The organism is Bradyrhizobium sp. GW821-FHT13H06, assembly GCF_058803975.1.
In genome coordinates, this window is the sequence record NZ_JBXAPN010000003.1 from 336,862 (window position 1) to 358,956 (window position 22,095).

A 22,095-nucleotide genomic window follows, 5' to 3' on the forward strand; every position below is an offset into this window, starting at 1 on the left:
AATTCTCAATTGCGCTTCCGGTCGAAGCTATCGAAACGATCGAGAATGGGCTGATCCCGTTCGGAATTCACGGGAAGAAGCGCGGGACAGTATCCGCTCACCAACGTAAGGCATTGGTCTCGCACCTCGGTGCCATAGCTCAAAGGTGCCCATACGCGCCTTCGTCTCACCTTGAACCATAGGTCGCGCTAAAAGCCCGCCAGCGGAGCCTTCAAGGCGCTCTGATAGATTTCCAGCGCGAGTGTCAGAAAAGAGTAGTCCGTGGTGTCGGTGATGTTCTCTCGCCCTGTCTAGACTGCTGTCTCCCGATTGCTTCAGAAGAACCTCGGCCAACGCCAAGCTCATGATCGAGTAATAAAGTAGTGTCGGTTTGGTAGCGAGCGAGACCACTTTGCTTGCGAGGAAGTACTCTCGGGCCTGCATCAAGCAAAATCGGAGTTGGCGGGCCTGCTTTCGGGCATTCTGCTCTTGCTGCCTACTCAGTCCGTGAAGCTTGACGAGCTGATTGGTGACGGTGCTCACATTGTGGAACCGCTGAAGCGACGCCCAAGGTGCTCGCTCTTCGATTGTTCTAATTACCGCAATGTCTGTAAGCAGCATCTCCGGTTATTATCTGAACTCGGGTTGTATTTGACCTCAGCTCACCCAGACATTAGCGGCTTTCCACAAGCGAGCCGCCACCAAGCTCCGGAGAATGTTCCCGTATTGTTCTTGCGCAAGCGGCCGCGCTCTGCTACCCCTAATTGCGCGAAAGGGGCAGGCTGGTTCGAGCATGGTTCAGCGGGTTTCTACCGTCGCCTTCGAGGGGATCGAGGCCCGCGCGGTCGACGTGCAGGTGCAGGTCGCCCCTGGCCTGCCGGCCTTCGCCATCGTCGGCCTGCCGGACAAGGCGGTATCGGAGGCGCGCGAGCGGGTGCGCTCGGCGCTGATCGCCTCGGGGCTGGCGCTGCCGGCGCGGCGGATCATCGTCAATCTGGCACCCGCCGACCTTCCCAAGGAAGGCAGCCATTACGACCTGCCGATCGCGCTCGGGCTGATGGCGGCGATCGGCGCGATCCCGCCGGATGCGCTGACCGGCTTCACCGTTCTCGGCGAGCTCGGCCTCGACGGCTCGATCGCACCGGTGGCCGGTGTATTGCCAGCCGCGATCGGCGCCAATGCGCGCGAGGAAGGCTTGATCTGCCCGGCGGCCTGCGGCTCCGAGGCGGCCTGGGCGAGCCCGGACATCCAGATCATCGCGGCGAGTTCGCTGATCCAGATCGCCAACCATTTCAAGGGCACCCAGGTGCTGTCGCGGCCCTCGCCGAAAGTGCACGAGGCGCCCGCCTCCACGCTCGACCTGCGCGACATCAAGGGCCAGGAAAGCGCCAAGCGCGCGCTGGAGATCGCGGCCGCCGGCGGGCATCACCTGCTGATGATCGGCGCGCCCGGCGCCGGCAAATCGATGCTGGCCGCGCGCCTGCCCTCGATCCTGCCGCCACTGTCGCCGGGCGAGCTGCTCGAGGTCTCGATGATCGCCTCCGTCGCCGGCGAGATCGAAGGCGGCGCGCTGACGGCGCGGCGCCCGTTCCGCGCGCCGCATCATTCCGCCAGCATGGCCGCGCTCACCGGCGGCGGCATGCGCGCCAAGCCCGGCGAGATCTCGCTGGCGCATCAGGGCGTGCTGTTCCTCGACGAGCTGCCGGAATTCGATCCGCGCGTGCTGGATTCGCTGCGCCAGCCCCTGGAGAACGGCGAAGTTGCGGTGTCGCGCGCCAATCACCGCGTCACCTACCCTGCCCGCTTCATGCTGGTCGCAGCGATGAATCCCTGCCGCTGCGGCAATGCGTTCGAGCCCGGCTATGCCTGCAAGCGCGGCCGCATCGACCGCTGCACCGGCGACTACCAGGCGCGCATCTCCGGTCCCCTCATGGACCGCATCGATCTGCGCATCGAGGTGCCGGCCGTGACCGCGGCGGACCTGATCCTGCCCCCGGCGGCGGAAGGCTCCGCCGAGGTCGCCGCACGCGTGGCGGCGGCGCGCGACATCCAGCTCGCGCGCTATGCGGATGCCGGCCTGCCAAATGTCCGCACCAATGCCGAGGCGCCCGCCTCGGTGCTGGAGGAAATCGCAAAGCCGGATGCGCAAGGCGCCAAGCTGCTGCGCGATGCCGCCGAGACCATGCGGCTGTCGGCGCGCGGCTATCACCGCGTGCTGCGGGTGGCGCGCACGCTGGCCGACCTCGACAACGCCGACAAGATCGGCCGGCTGCATCTGGCCGAAGCGCTGTCCTACCGCGCACTCGCGGAGGATGTGCGGCAGATGGCGTGATCGCATCGCGCATCAACCCGGCGGTAACGATTTTCCTTTACGCTCTGCAAACCATAAGGCCCGCGCGTTTCGGTCGTGAGTTCCTGAAGGGCCCGGCGAGTAGAGTGTCATGTTGCGTTTCAAGATCCTGGCCTCGGTTGTTCCCCTGCTGGCGGCTGCGGTGTTCGCCCGTGCCGAGATCGGATCGGTCTCGCATCCCTGCATCGCGCTCAGCGACACGACGGTCGAGCTCACCTCCCTGTTCTGGACTGCCAACGTGCATGTCGCCTTCACCGACGATCCCGCCCGGGCGACGGTGCGGGTCCAGATCACCGATGACGCGGACGCCGCGGACTTCACCGTGGTGGACGACGGTCTCGGCTCCGAGCCGGACTCCTGCGAGCTCACCCCCTCGACACGGCTGATCTCGATTGCCGCGCAGCCCGTCGACGGCGGACCGGTGGTCTATCTCTCCAGCGAAGGACCGGCGGATTACCGCATCTATGTGCGCTCGAAGACGTTCTCGCAGCGCGAGGCTGCGGCGCTGATCGTCGGCGCCCGCGGCGGCCACCGCCAGCTCCAGGCCGCCTCGCTCTGAGCCGTTAACATCCCGTCAACCCTGTCTGAAGGCGGGGCCCAGGCCGCAAACTGTTCGCAAGGTCGGCGCGACATCGTGGCAGCCGGCGATCACAGGTTTCGAGCAAGAGAGTCGGGTCGGGTGGCGATGGATCGGATGTTCCGGATCAAGGTGCGCATGCGCCGCTTCAAGCGGCAGCACCCCCGCATTGCCTTCGCGATCCGCTCCTTCATGATCTTCTCGGCGACCTTCGGCGGCGCCTATGGTTTCGTGTCCGGCAGCCGCTCGGAGAATTCCGCCTACGATCCCCACGCCTTTGCGATCGGCGCGAGCTTCCTGTTCGCGCTCGCCTGCCTCGGCCTTGCGACGCTGAGCATGCGTCTGCGCTTCGTCAACAGGCGGCTGCGCACGCTCGCCGCCCACAATGAGGCCTTGATCGACCGCAATTGGGAGCTGAAGGAAGCGGAAGAACGCGCCCGCAGCCTGTTCGAGCAGCAGGGCGACCTCATCGTGCTGCGCGACACGGAGGGCCGCATCACTTTTGCCAACGAGGCCTATTGCGCGCTCGCAGGACAAGCGCGCGGCGCACTTGTCGGCACGCGCTTCGATTTCGACGTGCTGGAGCAGGGCGACAGCGCCCGCGAGAGCAACGGCACGCGCATCCACGACCAGAAGATCGCAACTCCGCTCGGCGCACGCTGGATCGCCTGGCGCGAGGGCTATGTCCGGCTCGACGCCGGACAGCCCGCCGAACTGCAGAGCGTGGGTCGCGACGTCACCGACCGTACCGAGACCGAACGCGCGCTGTCCGACGCGCGCGACCAGGCCGATGCCGCCAACCGCGCCAAGTCGCGCTTCCTCGCGATGGCCTCGCACGAGATCCGCACGCCGCTCAACGGCATTATCGGCATGGGCGGCCTCCTGCTCGACACCAATCTGACGCCGGAGCAGGCGACCTATGCCAGGGCGGTGAAGACCTCGGGCGAAGCCTTGATGGCGCTGATCGAGGAATTGCTGGACTATTCCAAGATCGAGGCCGGCAAGCTCGACCTCGATCAACGTCCCTTCGCGCTCTCGACCCTAGTCGAGGAGATCACCGAGCTGCTTGCGCCGCGCGCGCAGGCGAAGACGCTCGAGATTGCCGCCTATGTCGATGAGCGTCTGCCGCTCGAGGTCGTCGGCGACGCCGCGCGGCTGCGCCAGGTGCTGCTCAACCTCGCCGGCAACGCCATCAAGTTCACCGCGGGCGGCGGCGTTGCGCTGATCGTCGAGCCCGGCATCTGGCCGAACGAGATCAGCTTCCTGGTCCGCGATACCGGCATCGGCATCGCCGCCGAAGCCCAGCAGCGCATCTTCCGCGAGTTCGAGCAGGCCGACCAGCGCGTTGCCCGCACCTATGGCGGCACCGGGCTCGGCCTTGCCATCAGCGAACGCATCGTCAAGCGCATGGGCGGCCGGATCACGCTCACGAGCGAGCCGGGCAGGGGCTCGACCTTCGAGGTCGCGGTGCCGCTTCCGCCGGCGCAGGCCGGCGCCGGACAGACGGCATTTCCGAGCCCCGATCTCACCGGCAAGTCGATGCTCCTCGTCGCCGACGGCATCGAGGCCTCGTTGATCGCGCGGCGCCTCGCGCGCTGGGGCGGTCAGACCTGCCTGGTTGCGGATGCGGCGGTCGCCGAAGCGCTGTTGCCGGAACGCTCGTGGCACGCGGTGCTGATCGATCGCGCGATCGGCCCTGCCATTGCCGACCAACTGGGTGACGCGGCCCGCGCGCATGCCTTGCAGCGCCTCGTGCTGCTGACGTCGAGCTCGCGCCACGAGAAGCTGTCGCCGGCCTTCACCGGCTTTCTGATGAAGCCGCTGCGGGCCGCCTCGCTCGCCGCCCGCCTGGCCCTGACGCCGGAGGTCGCCTCGCCCGATCTCGCGCCGGAGCCGCCGGCCGCATCCACCGGTACAGCGCCGGCGAAGAGCCTGTCGATCCTCGTCGCCGAGGACAACGAGATCAACGCATTGCTGATGCGCTCGCTGCTGATCAAGCTCAGCCACCGCGTCGTCATCGCTGTCCATGGCGAGGCCGCGCTGGAATCCTGGCTCGCCGCCTCATCCGCCGGCACGCCCTACGATCTCGTGCTGATGGACATCCAGATGCCGCAGCTCGACGGCATCGAGGCGACAAAACGCATCCGCGCGCATGAGGCCGCCACGGGCGGTCAGCACACGCCGATCCTGGCGCTTACCGCCAACACGCTGGCGGAGGATCGCCATGCCTGCTTCGAGGCGGGCATGAACGGATTTCTGATCAAGCCGCTCGACCGGGAGAAGCTGGACGAGGCGCTGGCCGGGCTGGCCGCATCGCGGCATCTGGCAGTCCCGGATCACGGGAACCCGATCCCCGCCGGCAATCGCTAATTGAAATCGAGCGCGTTGCGCGTCACCATCCTCCGGGGGCATTTGCAAAAGAGGATTTGCGCATGAACGTGCTTTGCCGCCTCGCGCTTATTGCCCTCCTCGCTGGAATCTCCCGGCACGCCGCAGCCGATGCCCCGGACCTCATCTCGTCGCTCAAGCAAGGCGGTTACGTCCTGATCTTCCGGCACACCGCGACCGACGACAGCCAGAAGGACGTCTACCCGTTCAAGTTCGACGACATGAGCGCCCAGCGTCAGCTCAGCGACAAGGGCAGGGACATGGCGCGCCAGATCGGGGCGGCGATCAGGGAGCAGGCGATCCCGATCGGCGAGGTCTACACCAGCAGGCTGAACCGCGCGGCCGAGGCGGGCAGGCTGATCTCCGGCCGCGAGGTCAGGCCGGTCGATGCGCTCACGGACAGCAGCAATGCCAGCGCATCGGGAATGGCAAACCCGACCGGTGCCAATGCAAAGGCCGGGCAGGCCGTGCGTCAGCTCGTCGATGCGCCGCCGAAGGCAGGCACCAACACCTTCCTGGTCACCCACAAAACGAACATCGCCGATGCCTTCGGCAAGGAAGCCGGCGACGTGCAGGAGGGCGAAGCCTTCGTCTACAAGGCCAACGGCTCCGGCCCTGCCACCTTCGCGGGGCGCATCAAGCTTGCGGACTGGAACGCGAAAGCAGGCAGGTGAGGGGCCTGGCATCCGGCCGGGACTGCTGCCGGTGCGCAGGAAACTCCGGATCTCACGTCTGATCGCGTAGCCACGTTGCGATGAACGGTCGGAGCCGCCAGCTGGAGGGCCGGCATTGGGCCGGTTCACGAGCGCATGTTCCTGCGGCGACGCGGCGTAGCGATTGGCCCGGCGTGACTTTCCGCTCCGCCACGTTGTTGTGATACGGACATCTTATGACGAGCGACCGAAAGGCTGGCGACGACGTGAGAACATCAGAAGACCGCTCATTCCTCATCTTGCTTGCCGCGATCTCCGTTGCGTTCGGGTGGGTGCTTTGGCCATTCTCCGGCGCATTGTTGTGGGCCATCCTGCTGGCCATCATCTTCGTACCCCTCTATCGGCGCGCCCTGGAAACCCTCCCGGGAAGGCACAACCTTGCCGCATTGTTTACTGTCGTCGTCGTGATCGTCATGGTGCTGATCCCGGTGGCGGTCGTCATCGCTTCGCTCGTCGACCAGGGCGGGGAGCTGTATCAGCGCGTTCAGAGCGGGGAGATCAGTTTCGCTCATCCCCTGCAGCAATTGAGATCCGCACTGCCTGGCTGGGCTGCTTCGCTGTCAGATCGCCTGGCCCGCATGGATCTTTCGGCGCTGAAGGAACGCCTGTCGGGCCTGGTCGTCCCAGCCGGCCAACAGCTCGCCGGGCATGCGATCAACATCGGTCAGTTGACGCTGGAGTTCGTCGCAAGCCTGCTCGTGATGCTATACCTGCTGTTCTTCCTGCTGCGCGACGGCGAAGACCTGAGCGCACGCATTCGCGACGCACTCCCGCTGCGCCCGAGCCAGACCGCCGAGATCCTCGATGCGTTCACCCTCGCGGTGCGCGGAACGATCAAGGGGATCGTTCTCGTCGCCCTGATACAGGGGGCGCTTGGCGGGCTCATCTTCTGGCTGCTCGGCTTGACTGCGCCGCTGCTGGCGGGAGCGCTCATGGCGCTGGTTTCGCTGCTGCCCGTGCTCGGCTCCGCCCTGATTTGGGTTCCGGCCGCACTTTATCTGCTCGTGGCAGGCGCAGTCACGAAGGGCCTCATTCTGCTCGCTTTCGGCACCTTCGTGATTGGCCTGGCGGACAATTTTCTTCGCCCGATCCTGGTCGGCCAGTCGATCCAGATGCCGAGCTATGTCGTGCTGCTTGCCACCCTGGGCGGCCTCGCGACCTTCGGAGCGAACGGCTTCGTCATCGGCCCGCTCGTCGCCGCGATGTTCCTGACGACGTGGCACATCTTCGTCGCCTCGAAGGCGCAACAGGGGGTCCGGAAATGATCGTCATTCCGAGCCTCGAGCGGGCGATGGGCACCAGCCGGGCTTGGAATCCGGCCGACCCGGAACGTTATGCCGCATAATCAATAAACCGCGGCGCAGACAGCTTGTCGGGCGGCGCTTGGCCTCCCCGGAAGATGGTGTCTGCCTTGGCGGCGCGCTTGCAATGCGGGCACACGAAGAGATGCGCGATGATCGGGGTTGGCTCGTCCGCGAGCAGCTCGGAGCGAAACCACTTCATCTCGACATGGCAGTCGGGGCAGATCGGCGCTTCGAGCTGCTCCGCAGCGCTTCTGAGACGATCAACCATGCTGCCTTTCCCGCCGTTTCCAAAGGAATAGCGGAATACCCATTGTTGGTCTGCAACAAAAGATACTTTCGGCTCGAACCGGCCAGCGCTACGTTCACGGCGCCGTCACAGCCGCCTGAGCGCCACGCTCTCCACCGTGTGGTCGGCGCCCTTCTTCAGGATCAGCGTCGCCCGGGGGCGGGTCGGCAGGATGTTGTCCTCGAGATTGGCGAGGTTGGTGCGTTCCCAGATCGCGATCGCGGTGGCCGTGGCCTCCTCGTCCGACAGCAGCGCGTAGCGGTTGAAGTAGGATTTTGGATTGGTGAATGCAGTGTCGCGCAGCGCCAGGAAGCGCTTGATGTACCATTGCCGCAATGCCGCCTCGTCGGCATCGATATAGACCGAGAAATCGAAGAAGTCGGAGACGACAGGCACCGCCTTGCCGTCACGCGGCAGCTTGCCGGTTTGCAGCACGTTGACGCCCTCGACGATCAGGATGTCGGGCTGGTCGATCTCGGCCCACTGGTTCGGCACGATGTCGTAGGTCAGATGCGAATAGACCGGCGCGCGCACGTGGCGGCGGCCGGCCTTGATGTCGGAGAGGAAGCTGAGCAGCAGGGGCAGATCGTAGCTCTCCGGAAAACCCTTCTTCTGCATCATGCCGTGCCGCTCGAGCACCGCGTTGGGATAGAGGAATCCGTCGGTGGTGATCAGTTCGACCTTCGGCCGCGGCGACCAGCGCGCCAGCAGTGCCTGAAGAACGCGTGCCGTGGTGGATTTCCCGACCGCAACCGAGCCTGCGACGCCGATGATGTAGGGGACCTTGCGATCCCTGATGTTGAGGAACTGGCGCTCTGCGTAATACAGGCGCTGCATGGCGTCGACATAGATCGACAACAGGCGCGACAGCGGAAGATAAATGTCCTCGACTTCCTGGAGATCGAGGCGGTCATGCAGTGAGCGCAGCCGGTCGAATTCACCCGGCTCCAGCGTCATCGGCGTATCGTCGCGGAGGCGCGCCCACTGCTCGCGCGTATAGACGCGGTACGGATTATACTGCTGCTCGGGTGCGCGGATATCCATAACGCGACCTCTCCACTTCGGCTAGCTGCCGCTCTTGCGCGACGCCTTTTCTTCCAACCCTGACATATTCGTACGCTTGTCCAGCGCGGCTTCGACCTCTTCCAGCTTTACGCCGCGTACCTTGAGCAGCACAAGGAAATGATAGAGCAGGTCGGCGCTTTCAGCGATCAGATGCGCGCGATCGTTTTCGACTGCAGCGATTACGGTTTCGACTGCTTCCTCGCCGAACTTCTTGGCGCAATGCTCGGCGCCCTTGTCGAGGAGCTTGCGGGTATAGGAGGCTTCGCCACCCGAGGCCGCGCGGGCGTCGATGGTCTCGGCCAGATCGTGGATCGTGAAACGCGGCATCGGACTCACTCGGAAACACACAGGGCTACGGCGGCCATCCGCCAATCTAGCATTCTTGAGTACAGGAGTCGTCAGGCATCCAGGCGCATGGGGAGTCCCCGCCGCGCCATGTGCTCCTTGGCTTCGCGGATGGTGAATTCCCCGAAATGGAAGATCGAGGCGGCCAGCACGGCCGTGGCGTGCCCGTCGCGGATACCGTCGACGAGATGGTCGAGATTGCCGACGCCGCCCGAGGCGATCACGGGAACGGGAATACTGTCGGCGATCGCACGGGTCAGCGGAATGTCGAACCCCTGCCTGGTGCCGTCCCGATCCATCGAGGTGAGCAGGATTTCACCGGCCCCGAGCGAGACCACTTCCTGGGCGTATTCGATGGCATCGATGCCGGTCGAGTTGCGCCCGCCATGGGTAAAAATCTCCCAGCGGTCGCCGCCGGGGCGCTTGACGCGCTTGGCGTCGATCGCGACCACCACGCACTGCTCGCCGAATTTTTCGGCAGCTTCCTTGACGAACTCGCGCCGCGCCACGGCGGCGCTGTTGATCGAGACCTTGTCGGCACCGGCGCGCAGCAGCGTCTTGATGTCGTTGACCTCGCGCACGCCGCCGCCGACGGTCACAGGCATGAAGCAGGCCTCCGCCGTGCGCCGGACCACGTCCAGCATGATGCCGCGGTTCTCATGGGTCGCGGTGATGTCGAGGAAGGTGAGCTCGTCGGCGCCGGCGGCGTCATAGGCGATCGCGGCCTCGACGGGATCGCCGGCATCGCGCAGATCGACGAAGTTGACGCCCTTGACGACGCGACCGTCCTTGACGTCGAGGCAGGGGATCACGCGCACCTTGAACATCAGATGTCTCCTAAGTGCGCGCGTTGCGGATCAAGGCGAGGGCGGCGGCGGGGTCGAGCCGGCCGTCGTAGAGCGCGCGGCCGGCGATCGCGCCGGCGAGCTTCTTGGCGCGCGGCGTCAGCATCGCCTTGACGTCCTCGATCGAGGCGAGACCGCCGGAGGCGATCACGGGAATGGAGATGGCCTCGGCGAGCGCAATGGTCGCGTCGAGATTCAATCCCTTGAGCAGGCCGTCGCGCGCGATGTCGGTGAAGATGATGGCGGCAACGCCGGCATCCTCGAAACGCCGCGCGATCTCGAGCACCGTGACCTGCGAGGTCTCGGCCCAGCCTTCGACCGCGACCTTGCCGTCACGCGCGTCGAGCCCAACCGCGACGCGGCCGGGAAACTTCTTCGCCGCAGACTTCACCAGTTCAGGATCGCGCACCGCGGCGGTGCCGATGATGACGCGGGTGATGCCCTTGTCGAGCCAGGCTTCGACGGTCTTGAGATCGCGAATGCCGCCGCCGAGTTGCACCGGGATCTTGATCGTCCTCAGCATCGCCTCGACGGCCTGCGCGTTCACGGGCTTGCCGGCGAAGGCGCCGTCGAGGTCGACGACGTGGAGATATTCGAAGCCCTGCTCGGCAAAGCTCCGCGCCTGCGCGGCCGGATTGAGGTTGAACACGGTCGCGCGCGCCATGTCGCCTTGCTCGAGGCGCACGCATTGGCCGTTCTTGAGGTCGATGGCGGGAAAGAGAATCACGGCTTCCATCGCAAGAAGTTCGAGATCAGGGCCAGCCCGAAACGCTGACTCTTCTCGGGGTGGAATTGCGTTCCGATCGCGGTGTCCTTCGCCACGATCGCGGTGACGGGGCCGCCGTAATCGGCGCGCGCGAGCACGTCCGCCTCGCTGGCGGGGTTGAGGTGATAGGAGTGCACGAAATAAGCGTGCTGGCCCTTCGGACCGAGCGGCAGCTTGTTCAGCACCGGATGCTCCCTGAGCACCTCGAGCGTATTCCAGCCCATGTGCGGGATCTTCAGGCTTTCATCGCGTGGCGTGATCTTCTCGACGTCACCGCCGATCCAGTTCAGGCCTTCGGTGATAACATGTTCCTTGCCGCGGCTCGCCATCAGCTGCATGCCGACGCAGATGCCGAAAAAGGGCCGCGCCTTGACCCGCACCGCCTCGGTGATCGCCTCGACCATGCCGTTGACGGCATCAAGGCCGCGCCGGCAATCGGCGAAGGCGCCGACGCCCGGCAGCACCAGGCGGTCAGCCTCGTAAGCCTGGTCCGGATCGCTGGTGACGAAGATCTTTTGCGGGCTCTCCAGGCTGCGCGCGGCGCGCTCGAACGCCTTGGCGGCGGAATGCAGATTGCCGGAACCGTAATCGATGATGGCGACGCTCATCTTGACCCTCCCGGTTCTGGAAACAATCCAATGATGCCGCCGGCCGGAATTGGCGGCGGGTTCGAAAACGACTGACCCTGCGTGTTGCGGGTGGGCGGCGGACCGCCGCGATCGATGGCCCATTGATCGTTGACGATGCCGTGCTGCTTCTGGCTCCAGCGCTCGAAGAAGCGGCGCTCGGCGGTGTCGCCGTTGTCGGCGACCACCACGTCGAGCTGCCGCCATTTGCCGCGCGACAAGGTCCAGCGGCGCAGGCTCGAGGCTTCAAAACCCATCAGCAGCGCGATGATGAGATTGGCAAAGACGACCGAGCTGCGGCCGACACCGAGGCTGGACAGCCCCGCGCTGAACGCGGCCGTGAAAAGCACCCAGCCAATCAGCGCCAGCCACAGCCGATTCCACAGCAGCCAGAACGGACCGAAGATCATCGCCCAGAAATGGAAGCCGTCGCGCACGAAGACGAACTTGTCGGTCGCGCGCAGATCGGCTCCGCCAGGGAAGGGAGCGTGAACTGTGTAGACAGGCATGGTGATGCCCCGTTCTCTGAATTCAGTGATGCCGCCGGCAGCGTTTTGCCACCGAGACGAAGATGTCAGCCGCCGAGCGAACCCTTGGTGGACGGGATCTCGCCCGCCGCCTTCGGATCGATCGCGACCGCCGCCCGCAGCGCCCGCGCCAGACCCTTGAAGCAGGACTCGGCGATATGGTGGCTGTTATCGCCATATAGGGTCTCGACGTGGAGAGTCACGCCTGCGTTGATGGCGAAAGCCTGGAACCACTCGCGCACCAGCTCGGTGTCGAACTCGCCGATCTTGTCGCGGGGGAAATCGACCTTGAACACCAGGAACGGGCGGCCCGAGATGTCGATGATCACGCGCGAGAGCGTCTCGTCCATGGGCATGTGCACGCCGGCATAGCGGGTGATGCCCGCCATGTTGCCGAGCGCCTGCCTGACCGCCTGGCCGAGCGCGATGCCGGTGTCTTCGGTGGTATGGTGATGATCAATGTGCAGATCGCCCACCGCCTTGACCGTGAGGTCGATGCGGGAATGGCGGGCGAGGAGATCGAGCATATGGTCGAAAAAGCCGATGCCGGTCGCGATATTGGACACGCCTGATCCATCGAGGTTCACGGAGACCTCAATGTCGGTTTCCTTGGTCTTGCGCTTGATCGTCGCGGTGCGCATTGAAAGCTTTCGCTATGGTTTGCCCGAAAACGGCGGTCTTTTAACAGCCAAATGACGGCTTCGCTACTGCGGGAACGCTCCGTCAGCCCGGCACTTCCGCCTATGGTGAGCGAAATCTAGGGCCGGAACGGCCCGTTGTGCCCAGGTTGTGCCCTTTGCCCCGACCGCCTAAATCAGGCCGGACAACGAGGATCATCCATGCAGGCTCCCCAGAACAGCTCGCCGGTCTGGCACGGCACCACGATCTTGACGGTCCGCAAGGGCGACAAGGTGGTGATCGGCGGTGACGGCCAGGTCTCGATCGGCCAGACCGTGATCAAGTCCAATGCCAGGAAGGTCCGCAAGCTCGGCAAGGGCGACGTGATCGGGGGCTTCGCCGGCGCGACCGCCGACGCCTTCACGCTCTTCGAACGGCTGGAAGCCAAACTCGAGCAATATCCGGGACAGCTGACCCGGGCCGCGGTCGAGCTCGCCAAGGACTGGCGCACCGACCGCTATCTGCGGCGGCTGGAGGCCATGATGATCGTCGCCGACAAGGACGTCTCCCTGGTGCTGACGGGCACCGGCGACGTGCTCGAGCCCGAGGCCGGCGTGATGGCGATCGGCTCCGGCGGCAACTATGCCCTTGCGGCGGCACGGGCCCTGCTCGACACCGACAAGGACGCCGAGACCATCGTCCGCCGCTCCCTCGACATCGCCGCCGACATCTGCGTCTACACCAACCGGAATGTGACGATCGAAGGCCTGGCGACGGGCTAGGACCTATCTGTGACTCAACAGCGGCGCTCCGGACTGGCTGTAACCTCTCCTGCTTGCGGGAGAGGTCGGCGCACAGCGCCGGGTGAGGGTTTTCTCCTCGTGGGGATCGTCCCATTGCGGAGACACCCTCTCCCCCGCCCTCTCCCGCAAGCGGGCGAGGGGTCACAGCACCGCCGGGGCCGCTAGATGACCACCACCTACACTTTCCGCCCGATGACCACGGCCGACATGCCGCTGATCCGGCGGTGGCTGGACGCACCGCATGTCGCGGAATGGTGGCATGATCCGGAGACGCTTGAATTCGTCGGCGGCGACCTCGATCATCCCGACCTGGCACAGTTCATCGTCAGCAAGGACGGGCCCTTGGCGTATCTGCAGTGCTACCAGCTCGGCGAATGGCACCTCGGCTTCGGTCCGCAGCCGACAGGCACACGCGGCCTCGATCAGTTCATCGGCGAGGCCGACATGCTCGGATGCGGCCACGGCTCCGCTTTCATCCGCGCGTTCACCGACGAACTCTTCGCGCGCGGCGTGCCGCGCATCGTGATCGATCCGAGTCCCGCCAATGCCCGTGCGATCCGTGCCTATGAGAAGGCCGGATTTGTGCCGCAGCATGTCATCGTCACGCCCGACGGTCCGGCCCTCCTGATGATCCGAGACCCATGACGCTCGCCGTGACCCCCACTGCCAAGACCGCATTTCCGCCGCTCGCCTGGGTCGGCATCGCGCTGCTGCTGCTGGCGCTGCAGGCCTCGATCCTGCTCGCGATGGGGCGCGTGCCGATCTGCACCTGCGGCACCATCAAGCTCTGGCATGGGGTGGTGAACAGCTCGGAGAATTCCCAGCAGATCGCCGACTGGTACAGTTTTTCGCACGTGCTGCACGGCTTCCTGTTCTACGGCCTGACCTGGCTGCTGTTCGCAAGGCTGCCGTTCCTGCCCTTGTCCTGGCCGGCCCGGCTGATCGTCGCCATGCTGATCGAGGGAGCCTGGGAGATCGTCGAGAACTCGCCGTTCATCATCGAGCGCTATCGCGCCGGCACGATCTCGCTGGATTATTACGGCGACAGCATCGTCAATTCGGTCGCGGACAATCTGGCCATGATCCTGGGGTTCCTGGCCGCACGCGTGCTGCCGGTCACAGCGACCGTCCTGCTCGGCATCGCCTTCGAGATCATGCTGGCGCTCCACATTCGCGACAATCTGACGCTCAACATCCTGATGCTGATCCATCCGATCGAGGCCGTGAAACAATGGCAATCGGGGCCGCCGATCATCTGACCTGAAATGCGGCTTGTCCCGGCCCGCATCTGACCCTAGCTAAGCACACATGACAGACTTCTCTCCCCGCGAAATCGTTTCCGAACTCGACCGTTTCATCGTCGGCCAGGGCGACGCCAAGCGCGCCGTCTCGATCGCGCTGCGCAACCGCTGGCGGCGGCAGCAGCTCTCCGGCTCCTTGCGGGAGGAGGTTCTGCCGAAGAACATCCTGATGATCGGCCCCACCGGCGTCGGCAAGACGGAAATCGCGCGACGGCTCGCCAGGCTCGCGAACGCGCCATTCCTGAAGGTGGAAGCGACGAAATTCACCGAGGTCGGCTATGTCGGGCGCGACGTCGAGCAGATCGTGCGCGATCTCGTCGAGGTCGCGATCGCCCAGGTGCGCGAGCGCAAGCGCAAGGACGTGCAGGCGCGTGCCCAGCTCGCCGCCGAGGAGCGCGTGCTCGATGCCTTGGTCGGCGCCAATGCGAGCTCGGCGACGCGCGAATCCTTCCGCAAGAAGCTGCGCGCCGGCGAGCTCAACGACAAGGAGATCGAGATCGAGACGCAATCGTCCGGCGGCGGCATGCCGATGTTCGAGATCCCGGGCATGCCGGGCGCGCAGATGGGCGCGATCTCGCTCGGCGACATTTTCGGCAAGTTGGGGGGCCGCAGCAAGACGCGGCGGCTCACGGTGGAGAGCTCGCACGAGATCCTCGTCAACGAGGAATCCGACAAGCTGCTGGACACCGAGCAGCTGACGCTGGAGGCGATCAGCGCGGTCGAGAACAACGGCATCGTGTTCCTGGACGAGATCGACAAGATCTGCGCGCGCGACGGCCGCGTCGGCGGCGACGTCTCGCGCGAGGGCGTGCAGCGCGATCTCCTGCCGCTGATCGAAGGCACCACGGTCTCGACCAAGCACGGCGCGGTCAAGACCGACCACATCCTGTTCATCGCCTCGGGCGCGTTCCACGTCGCCAAGCCGTCCGACCTGCTGCCGGAATTGCAGGGCCGCCTGCCGATTCGCGTCGAGCTGCAGGCGCTGACCCGCGACGACATGCGCCGCATCCTGACCGAGCCCGAGGCCTCGCTGATCAAGCAATATATCGCGCTGATGCAGACCGAGGGCGTGACGCTCGACATCACCGACGATGCGATCGACGCGCTCGCCGACGTCGCGGTGGCCGTCAACTCCACGGTCGAGAACATCGGTGCGCGGCGGCTCCAGACCGTGATGGAGCGGGTGCTGGACGAGATCTCGTTCACCGCCCCCGACCGCAGCGGCGAGACGATCAAGGTGGATGCGGATTTCGTGCAGAAGCACGTCGGGGATCTCGCCAAGAACGCGGATCTGAGCCGGTTCATTTTGTAATTTGAGGCGGTCACGCTATTGATGCGGCGTGACCGTACACATCCTGCAAAATCCCTGGCGGCTGCTGCTCGCGATCAACGCCGCCGTCCTCGTCGGCGTCTTCGTCCACAAGATCCAGCTGCCGCCTTACGTCCCCTATATTCACCTCCTCGTCGACTATCATTTCGGCTTCATCAAGCGCGCGCTGATCGGCGCGGTCGTCGCCCTCTTCACCGACAAGGTGCCGGTCTGGCTGGTGTTTGCGCTCGGCGGGGCGACGTGGCTGGTGACATCAGCACTTTACGCAAGGCTGTTTCAGAAGACCTTCGGCTTCACCGCGAGGACGCTGCCGCTGTTCGTCTTCACCGCGGGCTCGCCGTTCTTCCTGAAGAACTTCATGCACACGCTCGGCCATTTCGACATCTATGGCTGCGCGCTGGCAATCATCCTGCTGCTGATGCCCGCGGGCTCGCTGCTGTTCGTCGCCACGGCTGCGCTGTTCTCGATCGTTCTCGTGCTGATCCATCACATTCATCTCTTGATGTATGTGCCGACGATCATCACCATCGTCGTGATCAGGCACTACCTGACCCATGGCTGCAATCGCAGCAACATTGCTTTCGGTAGCGTCGCCCTCGCCGTCGTCTCCGCGCTGTTCTTCGCGGCGCAGTTTTGGGGAACGATGCCGATCCCCGAAGCGGATTTCGTCACCTATCTGAAAAGCCGGATGGCCGATCCCGCGCGGACCGACCTGCTGCAATTTGCCTACATCTGGTACCAGCCGCTGGCGAAGGAGGTTGCCGACACCTGGGGCCGCCTGCCGCACAACATTCTCGGCGTGCCCGTGTTCGTCCTGCTGATCTGGCTGCACGCGCCGTTGTGGCGTTATCTTGCGCGCCTGATCGGCGCACTCGACAGCGAAACGAACCGCCGCCTCGTCGTCGCGGCGCTGGTCGGCATCAGCCTCGCCTATGTCGTGATGTTCGCGATGGTGTTCGACTATTCGCGCTGGATCTCGAACTGGGCGGTCTGCGTGTTCCTGATCCTGCATGCGGTGAAGATGCTGCCGGCCAAGCAGGAGGCTGCGCTGATTCCGGCGGAGGATCGCAACACGAACATCTTCGGCCTCATCGTCACGCTGATCCCACGCGTTGGAATCGTGCGGCCGTTTTGAGGCGGTGCGCTCCCTCTCCGCAAGCGGGAGAGGCAAGAGAAGCCGCACACGTCGGGACTGCTAACCCCTCGCCCGCCTAATCCGCACATACAGCGCGCCCTCGCCGCCGTGGCCGATATGCGCGGTCTCGAAGCCGACGACGAAGGCACGGAATTCCGGCAGGCTGAGCCATTCCGGCACCTGACGGCGGAGCACGCCGCTTTCGCCGCCGCTGCGGCCCTTGCCGGTGATGACGAGCACGAAGGTCAGGCCATCCTGATGGGCGCGGTGCAGGAAACCGGTCAGCGCGCGATGGGCGCGCGTCTGGGTCATGCCGTGCAGATCGAGCCGCGCCTCGATCTCGCTGCGGCCGCGCGACAGTTTTGTCCGCTCGCGCTTGCCAAGCGGCGCCAGGGGCGGAATGGACGGCTTCGTCACGCGCGGCGACGGCGCGGCAGCGACGGGCCGCGGCGATGACGCGGGTCGATTGGCCGGACCGGCGGGTGACGACTCCGGGCGCGGCGCGGCATGCGCCTTTGGCACGCGGTGCTTCCTCAGCGGCTTGACCTGCCTCGAAACGAGGTCCCACAGCTCGCGCTCCTCATCGCTCAGCGCACGGCGGCGCGGCGAGGGGCGAGGCTCCAGCACGGGCGGACGGGACGATCGTTTCATTGCTGCCGATGAGGACGATTCTTCACCGGACGGCGCGGCTCAGAGGCAGGGTCGATCGCGGGACGCGGCACCGGTATCGGAACGGGACCGGCGATGGCAACCGTTTCGTTCTTGTCTTGCGCCGCGGCGGCAGCGGGCGTTGCCGCCTTGGCCGGGACGGTTTGCGGAAACAGCTTTGCGATCTTCTCCGAGGGCCTGGCGTCCGGTATCGGCAATTTCGCGGCGCGCGGGCCCGGATCGAGGCTCTTCGGCACCAGCATCACGAAACGCATGGGATGGCGCAGCCGCCCGGAGACACGGCCGGCCTCCTGGCCGGCGCCGAAGAACAGATCGGCGCGTGCGGGGCCGATGATGGCCGAACCGGTGTCCTGCGCGATCATCAGCCGGTGAAACGGCGTCTTGGCGCGTTCGGACTCGATCGGCAGCTCGCCCTCGATGAAGAACGGCGTGCCGTAGACATGCAGCGATTTGTCGACCGCGATCGAGCGGCCGGCGGTCAGCGGAATGCCTTGCGCGCCCACCGCCTCGTCCTTGTCGGAGAGGTTGACCTCGCGGAAGAAGATGTAGGCACGGTTCGCGCGGCGCAACTCCTTGGCGCCGTCGGGGTTCTGCGCCATCCACTCCCTGATCTTCTGCATCGACATCTCCTCTTTCGGGATGATGCCGCGCTCGATCAGGATGCGGCCGACGGCCGTGTAGGGATAGCCGTTATAGGCGTCGTAATTGAGCCGAACCGAGCTGCCGTCCTCGAACTTGATCCGTGCCGAGCCCTGGATCTGGGCGAACAGAAGATCGGTCGGATCCTTGAGCCAGGCGATCTCCAGCCCGCGGCCGGCGATCTTGCCGTCCTCGATCTCGCCACGGTCGTAATAGGGCACCAGCTTGCGGCGGCCGATCTTGCGATAGACCGGGCCCTTGTTGGGCAGGCTGACCGAATCCTGCTTGTAGCCGCGCACGAACAGATTCGAGGGACGGCGATAGACCGGCACGTTGTAGACATCGGTTTGCGTGCGCGACCCCTCCAGCACCGGTTCGTAATAGCCGGTGACGAAACCGTCGGGCTCGCCGAGGCGCGAGATCCGCAGCGGCGTGAAGTTCTCCTCGAAGAAGGTCTTCGCCTTGGCGTCGTCGGCGAGATCGCGCGTCTTGGCGGCGCGGCAAGGCTCGCTCAGTGAGGCGCCCAAGGCCTTGGATTCGAGGGCCTTGGGTTCGAAGGCCTTGGGTTCGGCCCCGCCGTTCTGCGCATTGATCGGCCGGCAGCTGGCGCGGAACGTCTTGTAGGCGGCGAGATGGTCGTCCTCTTCCCAACCCTTCACGTCCGCCCAAGCCAGCGGCAGATATTGCGCGCCGGGAATTTCGAACGGCAGGGGGAGCTGCGGATAGGGCAAGGCCCGCGGCGGGGCGGCGGGCAATTGCCGGGCGTGATGATGATGGCTGCGATGGTGGCGCCGCGCCGCCTCGGCACCGAGCGAAAACGACGAGAGCACGACGGCACACGCGCAAAGCGCCGTCGCGCTGTTCTTCAGAAAGACCTTAGTTCGCGCTTCCGGTGCCAACCAGCTTCCAGTTCGGATCGCGAGAGGAGGTGTCGCGGGCGAAAGTCCAGATGTCGGTGATGTCGGCGACCGTGTCGGCGCTGCCGTCGACGATGTTGCCGGCCTTGTCGCGGGTGGCCGAGATCATCTGGGAAACGAAGCGCACGGTGAGCTGGGCGGTGCGGTCGCGCATCTCGGCGCCGACGAGCTCGGCCTTGTCGATCGAGACGAAGCGCGTCTCCGTCTTCTGCTCGTTCTTCTCGCGTTCCTTGATCGCGGCATCGAAACTGTCATAGACGTCCGACGACAACAGGTCGCGCAGCGCACGGCGGTCGCCATTGGCGAAGGCCAGCACGATCATCTCGTAGGCGCCGCGGGCGCCCGAGATGAAATGGCGCGGGTCGAACGTGGAATCCTTCTCGACGATGGCATCGAGGCCCTGCGCCAGCGCAGTGCCCGGCTCGGTCAGCCCCTTCCAGCGATCGGAGGGCGGGGTCGGCTCGGCCGTCGGCGCGAGCGGGGCCTGGTCGATCACCTTGCCCGGCACGGTCACGACGTTGTTGTCCTGGGCACCTCCCAGCGCATTGCGGGCGGCGGTGCGATCGAACGGCGGCCGCTCGTTGCCCGTGCGCTGCCCCAGCACGCTACGCAGTCTCAAAAAGATGAAGACTGCCAGCGCCAGGAATATGATGGTGTAGATGTCCACGTCGTATTCGCTTTCTGGTCTTTTCAGGGGTCGTCGCCGGGAAAATCAATCCGGCCAGTAGACCGTTCCCCACGGAAACGGCAAGTCCACATCACCATTTTGGGTCCGTATCGGGTCCGTGGGATGTAGGCACGAAATCTCGCTGGGCCAATGGCGCCTTTTGGCACAGCTCCAAGTGTAGCGCGTTTTATGCTTGAGGGGAAACCCGATCCTGCCGGGAAATCGCGCATCTTCAATCATTTAAGGCGCAATTTGGCGGAAAAGGCAGGATGACCGTCCAAACGGCGGGCGCGGCCCGATTCCCCGATCCGGGGCCGTTCGTCCTTGTGGAACGAGGCGGCCCTATGTTAGCCAACCGCCGCGAAATTCAGCCCCAATCGGGTAAGGAGAGACTTTCATGACCAACGGTAACGGCACCCCTCCCGAGGCGGCCCAGGCTCCCCAGCTCAATGTGCTGGCGCAATATACCAAGGACCTCTCGTTCGAAAATCCCAACGCGCCGAGCTCGCTCCAGCAGCAGAGCCAGCCGCCGCAGATCAACATCCAGATCAACGTCAACGCCAACAATCTCAGCGAACAGGAGTTCGAGGTGACGTTGTCGGTCGAAGGCAAGGCCGAGACCGCAGGCAAGGTGATGTTCTCGTTCGAGCTCGCCTATGCCGGCGTGTTCCGGATCGTCAACGTGCCCAAAGAGAACCTGCATCCGCTGGTCATGATCGAGTGCCCGCGCCTGTTGTTCCCGTTTGCCCGCGAGATCATCGCGACCGCGGTGCGCGACGGCGGGTTCCCGCCCCTGATGCTGGATCCGGTCGACTTCGTCGGTCTCTATCGCCAGAACATGGAGCGGCAAATGGCCGCTCAAGGTCAAGCCGGTCAGGCCTGACCGACCGCCACGGCGGCTGGAGCGGGCAGGTACTCGTTCCAGATCGCCTTGTCGCCGAGTGTCGCGATGAAGGCCCGATGGGCCTCTCGCTCGGCCTCCGAAATCCGCGGCGCGAGCGGCACCAGGCGCTGCCGCCGCGGCGCATCGCCGCCCGCATTGACGCGGATCTCCTGGGTGTCCGAAGCCAGCAGCAGCTGCGACTGTCGCGCCCCGACCAGATCGACATAGACTTCGGCCAGCAGCTCGGCGTCCAGCAGCGCGCCGTGCTTGGTGCGGCGTGAATTGTCGATCGCATAGCGCGAGCAGAGATCGTCGAGCCGGTTCGACACGCCGGGATGCTTGCGGCGCGCCAGCAGCAGCGTGTCCACCAGCCGCTCGCGCGGGATCGCGGCGCGCTTGATGCGGTCAAGCTCGGCATTGATGAAGCCGATGTCGAACGAGGCGTTGTGGATCACCAGCGGGGCGTCGCCGATGAACTCCAGAAACTCGTCGGCGACCTCGTGGAACAATGGTTTCGTCGCCAGGAATTCGGACGACAATCCGTGCACCGCGAACGCTTCCGCCGGCATGTCCCGTTCAGGATTGATGTAGACGTGAAAGGTCTGCCCCGTCGGCATGCGGTTGAGGATCTCGACGCAGCCGATTTCGACGAGCCGGTCGCCGCGGAGCGGATCGAGGCCGGTCGTTTCGGTGTCGAGGACGATTTCGCGCATGTCTTGGTCGCCGTGTGAGACGGCGAATCAGGCTCGCCGCTGCGGCATCTTAACGACCTCGGCCAGAATGTGCGCGATTTGCGCCCGCACCGGTTCAAGTCCGTGTGACGTATCCACCACGAAATCGGCACGCCGGCGCTTTTCGGCATCCGGCGTCTGCTTGGCGATGATGGCGTCGAGCTTGGCTTCGTCCATGGTGCCGCGCGCCAGCACCCGCTGGCGCTGGAGTTCGGGCGACGTCGAGACCACGACCACGGCGTCCACGCGCTTGTCGCCGCCGGTCTCGAACAGCAGGGGGATGTCCAGCACCACGACCGGCGCCTTGGCGGCCTCGGCGTCGGCGAAGAATTTCTGCCGGGAGGCGCCCAGCATCGGATGAACGATCTGCTCGAGCTGCTTGATCGCGGCAGGATCGTGCACGACGCGCGCCGACAGTTTTGTGCGGTCGACCTTGCCGTTGACGGTGGTGCCGGGGAAGGCAGCCTCGATCGCGGGAGCCGCTTCGCCTTCATAGAGCTGATGCACGGCGGCATCCGCATCGTAGACGGGCACACCGGCCTCCGCGAATAGTTTCGCGGTGGTGGATTTGCCCATCCCGATCGAGCCGGTCAGTCCGAGGATCCGCATCAAGCCATAGCCATGTCTGTCG

At 65.2% G+C, this 22,095-nt stretch carries 25 protein-coding genes; 11 read left to right on the forward strand and 14 right to left on the reverse strand.

Annotated elements, in window-relative coordinates:
- Positions 1-27: 27 nt before the first annotated feature.
- Positions 28-600: a YaaC family protein gene (locus AC1RQP_RS14025; protein ID WP_492937406.1), complete on the reverse strand. Its 573-nt coding sequence runs from the start codon at positions 598-600 to the stop codon at positions 28-30.
- Between the two features lie 172 nt (positions 601-772).
- Between AC1RQP_RS14025 and AC1RQP_RS14030 the strand changes: the two genes are divergently transcribed.
- From AC1RQP_RS14030 to AC1RQP_RS14050, 5 genes are all read left to right on the forward strand, one after another.
- Positions 773-2,311, forward strand: a complete 1,539-nt coding sequence (locus tag AC1RQP_RS14030) for a YifB family Mg chelatase-like AAA ATPase (protein WP_492937407.1) — start codon at positions 773-775, stop codon at positions 2,309-2,311.
- Positions 2,312-2,420: 109 nt separating this feature from the next.
- Positions 2,421-2,888, forward strand: coding sequence for a hypothetical protein (locus AC1RQP_RS14035; protein ID WP_061880025.1), 468 nt, complete (start codon positions 2,421-2,423; stop codon positions 2,886-2,888).
- Between the two features lie 126 nt (positions 2,889-3,014).
- Complete coding sequence (locus tag AC1RQP_RS14040; protein WP_492937408.1) at positions 3,015-5,276, forward strand: PAS domain-containing hybrid sensor histidine kinase/response regulator; 2,262 nt, start codon at positions 3,015-3,017, stop codon at positions 5,274-5,276.
- A 62-nt stretch (positions 5,277-5,338) separates the two neighbouring features.
- The gene (locus AC1RQP_RS14045) at positions 5,339-5,968 is read left to right on the forward strand and encodes a histidine phosphatase family protein (protein WP_492937409.1); all 630 of its coding nucleotides are present in this window, start codon (positions 5,339-5,341) and stop codon (positions 5,966-5,968) included.
- A gap of 215 nt (positions 5,969-6,183) precedes the next feature.
- Complete coding sequence (locus AC1RQP_RS14050; RefSeq protein WP_492937410.1) at positions 6,184-7,272, forward strand: AI-2E family transporter; 1,089 nt, start codon at positions 6,184-6,186, stop codon at positions 7,270-7,272.
- Between the two features lie 67 nt (positions 7,273-7,339).
- Here the strand turns inward: AC1RQP_RS14050 and AC1RQP_RS14055 are convergent, their stop codons facing one another.
- The 8 genes from AC1RQP_RS14055 to hisB all read right to left on the reverse strand — a co-directional run bounded on the left by AC1RQP_RS14055 (position 7,340) and on the right by hisB (position 12,412).
- Positions 7,340-7,579 (reverse strand): hypothetical protein, encoded by a 240-nt coding sequence (locus AC1RQP_RS14055; RefSeq protein ID WP_492937411.1) that lies wholly within the window; start codon positions 7,577-7,579, stop codon positions 7,340-7,342.
- Between the two features lie 105 nt (positions 7,580-7,684).
- Positions 7,685-8,641, reverse strand: a complete 957-nt coding sequence (gene coaA, locus AC1RQP_RS14060) for a type I pantothenate kinase (RefSeq protein ID WP_028180741.1) — start codon at positions 8,639-8,641, stop codon at positions 7,685-7,687.
- A gap of 21 nt (positions 8,642-8,662) precedes the next feature.
- Positions 8,663-8,989, reverse strand: a complete 327-nt coding sequence (locus AC1RQP_RS14065) for a phosphoribosyl-ATP diphosphatase (protein ID WP_028180742.1) — start codon at positions 8,987-8,989, stop codon at positions 8,663-8,665.
- A 71-nt stretch (positions 8,990-9,060) separates the two neighbouring features.
- Complete coding sequence (hisF, locus tag AC1RQP_RS14070) at positions 9,061-9,834, reverse strand: imidazole glycerol phosphate synthase subunit HisF (protein WP_061023640.1); 774 nt, start codon at positions 9,832-9,834, stop codon at positions 9,061-9,063.
- A gap of 10 nt (positions 9,835-9,844) precedes the next feature.
- Positions 9,845-10,579, reverse strand: coding sequence for a 1-(5-phosphoribosyl)-5-[(5-phosphoribosylamino)methylideneamino]imidazole-4-carboxamide isomerase (gene hisA, locus AC1RQP_RS14075; protein ID WP_492937853.1), 735 nt, complete (start codon positions 10,577-10,579; stop codon positions 9,845-9,847).
- Complete coding sequence (hisH, locus tag AC1RQP_RS14080; RefSeq protein WP_492937413.1) at positions 10,576-11,226, reverse strand: imidazole glycerol phosphate synthase subunit HisH; 651 nt, start codon at positions 11,224-11,226, stop codon at positions 10,576-10,578. The genes hisA and hisH overlap by 4 nt, the downstream gene beginning before the upstream one ends.
- Entirely contained in the window at positions 11,223-11,753 is a 531-nt protein-coding gene (locus tag AC1RQP_RS14085) for a DUF2628 domain-containing protein (RefSeq protein WP_239628628.1), read from the reverse strand. Before AC1RQP_RS14085 ends, hisH begins: the two co-directional genes overlap by 4 nt.
- A 65-nt stretch (positions 11,754-11,818) precedes the next feature.
- Entirely contained in the window at positions 11,819-12,412 is a 594-nt protein-coding gene (gene hisB, locus AC1RQP_RS14090; protein ID WP_492937414.1) for an imidazoleglycerol-phosphate dehydratase HisB, read from the reverse strand.
- Positions 12,413-12,610: 198 nt separating this feature from the next.
- Between hisB and hslV the strand changes: the two genes are divergently transcribed.
- From hslV to AC1RQP_RS14115, 5 genes are all read left to right on the forward strand, one after another.
- Entirely contained in the window at positions 12,611-13,171 is a 561-nt protein-coding gene (gene hslV / locus AC1RQP_RS14095) for an ATP-dependent protease subunit HslV (protein WP_492937415.1), read from the forward strand.
- A 186-nt stretch (positions 13,172-13,357) separates the two neighbouring features.
- Positions 13,358-13,837, forward strand: coding sequence for a GNAT family N-acetyltransferase (locus AC1RQP_RS14100; protein ID WP_239628633.1), 480 nt, complete (start codon positions 13,358-13,360; stop codon positions 13,835-13,837).
- Positions 13,834-14,451, forward strand: a complete 618-nt coding sequence (locus AC1RQP_RS14105; RefSeq protein WP_492937416.1) for a DUF2585 domain-containing protein — start codon at positions 13,834-13,836, stop codon at positions 14,449-14,451. The genes AC1RQP_RS14100 and AC1RQP_RS14105 overlap by 4 nt, the downstream gene beginning before the upstream one ends.
- Before the next feature lie 49 nt (positions 14,452-14,500).
- On the forward strand, positions 14,501-15,805 hold the full coding sequence (hslU, locus tag AC1RQP_RS14110) for an ATP-dependent protease ATPase subunit HslU (RefSeq protein ID WP_492937417.1): 1,305 nt from the start codon (positions 14,501-14,503) through the stop codon (positions 15,803-15,805).
- Positions 15,806-15,833: 28 nt separating this feature from the next.
- Complete coding sequence (locus tag AC1RQP_RS14115) at positions 15,834-16,958, forward strand: hypothetical protein (RefSeq protein ID WP_492937418.1); 1,125 nt, start codon at positions 15,834-15,836, stop codon at positions 16,956-16,958.
- 60 nt (positions 16,959-17,018) lie between these two features.
- Here AC1RQP_RS14115 and AC1RQP_RS14120 read toward each other — a convergent pair whose 3' ends face one another.
- From AC1RQP_RS14120 to AC1RQP_RS14130, 3 genes are read right to left on the reverse strand one after another with little or no spacing between them, the layout of a single operon-like run.
- Entirely contained in the window at positions 17,019-17,609 is a 591-nt protein-coding gene (locus tag AC1RQP_RS14120; RefSeq protein ID WP_492937419.1) for a Smr/MutS family protein, read from the reverse strand.
- Positions 17,606-19,165 carry a murein transglycosylase A gene (gene mltA, locus AC1RQP_RS14125; RefSeq protein WP_492937420.1) on the reverse strand — a complete coding sequence of 520 codons (1,560 nt, stop codon included), beginning with the start codon at positions 19,163-19,165 and terminating at the stop codon, positions 17,606-17,608. The genes AC1RQP_RS14120 and mltA overlap by 4 nt, the downstream gene beginning before the upstream one ends.
- Positions 19,143-19,850 carry a Tim44/TimA family putative adaptor protein gene (locus AC1RQP_RS14130; protein WP_492937421.1) on the reverse strand — a complete coding sequence of 236 codons (708 nt, stop codon included), beginning with the start codon at positions 19,848-19,850 and terminating at the stop codon, positions 19,143-19,145. Before AC1RQP_RS14130 ends, mltA begins: the two co-directional genes overlap by 23 nt.
- Before the next feature lie 397 nt (positions 19,851-20,247).
- Here AC1RQP_RS14130 and secB point away from each other — a divergent pair, with 397 nt between their 5' ends.
- A complete protein-coding gene (gene secB, locus AC1RQP_RS14135) occupies positions 20,248-20,733 on the forward strand; it encodes a protein-export chaperone SecB (protein WP_239628645.1) in 486 nt (161 codons plus the stop codon).
- On the opposite strand, the gene dnaQ is transcribed toward secB, so the two are convergent.
- Both dnaQ and coaE read right to left on the reverse strand, forming a co-directional pair.
- A complete protein-coding gene (dnaQ, locus tag AC1RQP_RS14140; protein WP_197965020.1) occupies positions 20,724-21,446 on the reverse strand; it encodes a DNA polymerase III subunit epsilon in 723 nt (240 codons plus the stop codon). The two genes, secB and dnaQ, sit on opposite strands and share 10 nt — an antisense overlap.
- A 27-nt stretch (positions 21,447-21,473) precedes the next feature.
- Positions 21,474-22,073: a dephospho-CoA kinase gene (gene coaE / locus AC1RQP_RS14145; protein WP_239629445.1), complete on the reverse strand. Its 600-nt coding sequence runs from the start codon at positions 22,071-22,073 to the stop codon at positions 21,474-21,476.
- Between the last annotated feature and the right edge of the window lie 22 nt (positions 22,074-22,095).

Excerpts from the sequence above, each read along its gene's own strand:
- AC1RQP_RS14025 (WP_492937406.1), bottom strand. The coding sequence starts at position 600 with ATGCTGCTTACAGACATTGCGGTAATTAGAACAATCGAAGAGCGAGCA.
- AC1RQP_RS14030 (WP_492937407.1), top strand. The coding sequence starts at position 773 with ATGGTTCAGCGGGTTTCTACCGTCGCCTTCGAGGGGATCGAGGCCCGC.
- AC1RQP_RS14035 (WP_061880025.1), top strand. The coding sequence starts at position 2,421 with ATGTTGCGTTTCAAGATCCTGGCCTCGGTTGTTCCCCTGCTGGCGGCT.
- AC1RQP_RS14040 (WP_492937408.1), top strand. The coding sequence starts at position 3,015 with ATGGATCGGATGTTCCGGATCAAGGTGCGCATGCGCCGCTTCAAGCGG.
- AC1RQP_RS14045 (WP_492937409.1), top strand. The coding sequence starts at position 5,339 with ATGAACGTGCTTTGCCGCCTCGCGCTTATTGCCCTCCTCGCTGGAATC.
- AC1RQP_RS14050 (WP_492937410.1), top strand. The coding sequence starts at position 6,184 with ATGACGAGCGACCGAAAGGCTGGCGACGACGTGAGAACATCAGAAGAC.
- AC1RQP_RS14055 (WP_492937411.1), bottom strand. The coding sequence starts at position 7,579 with ATGGTTGATCGTCTCAGAAGCGCTGCGGAGCAGCTCGAAGCGCCGATC.
- coaA (WP_028180741.1), bottom strand. The coding sequence starts at position 8,641 with ATGGATATCCGCGCACCCGAGCAGCAGTATAATCCGTACCGCGTCTAT.
- AC1RQP_RS14065 (WP_028180742.1), bottom strand. The coding sequence starts at position 8,989 with ATGCCGCGTTTCACGATCCACGATCTGGCCGAGACCATCGACGCCCGC.
- hisF (WP_061023640.1), bottom strand. The coding sequence starts at position 9,834 with ATGTTCAAGGTGCGCGTGATCCCCTGCCTCGACGTCAAGGACGGTCGC.
- hisH (WP_492937413.1), bottom strand. The coding sequence starts at position 11,226 with ATGAGCGTCGCCATCATCGATTACGGTTCCGGCAATCTGCATTCCGCC.
- AC1RQP_RS14085 (WP_239628628.1), bottom strand. The coding sequence starts at position 11,753 with ATGCCTGTCTACACAGTTCACGCTCCCTTCCCTGGCGGAGCCGATCTG.
- hisB (WP_492937414.1), bottom strand. The coding sequence starts at position 12,412 with ATGCGCACCGCGACGATCAAGCGCAAGACCAAGGAAACCGACATTGAG.
- hslV (WP_492937415.1), top strand. The coding sequence starts at position 12,611 with ATGCAGGCTCCCCAGAACAGCTCGCCGGTCTGGCACGGCACCACGATC.
- AC1RQP_RS14100 (WP_239628633.1), top strand. The coding sequence starts at position 13,358 with ATGACCACCACCTACACTTTCCGCCCGATGACCACGGCCGACATGCCG.
- AC1RQP_RS14105 (WP_492937416.1), top strand. The coding sequence starts at position 13,834 with ATGACGCTCGCCGTGACCCCCACTGCCAAGACCGCATTTCCGCCGCTC.
- hslU (WP_492937417.1), top strand. The coding sequence starts at position 14,501 with ATGACAGACTTCTCTCCCCGCGAAATCGTTTCCGAACTCGACCGTTTC.
- AC1RQP_RS14120 (WP_492937419.1), bottom strand. The coding sequence starts at position 17,609 with ATGAAACGATCGTCCCGTCCGCCCGTGCTGGAGCCTCGCCCCTCGCCG.
- secB (WP_239628645.1), top strand. The coding sequence starts at position 20,248 with ATGACCAACGGTAACGGCACCCCTCCCGAGGCGGCCCAGGCTCCCCAG.
- dnaQ (WP_197965020.1), bottom strand. The coding sequence starts at position 21,446 with ATGCGCGAAATCGTCCTCGACACCGAAACGACCGGCCTCGATCCGCTC.
- coaE (WP_239629445.1), bottom strand. The coding sequence starts at position 22,073 with ATGCGGATCCTCGGACTGACCGGCTCGATCGGGATGGGCAAATCCACC.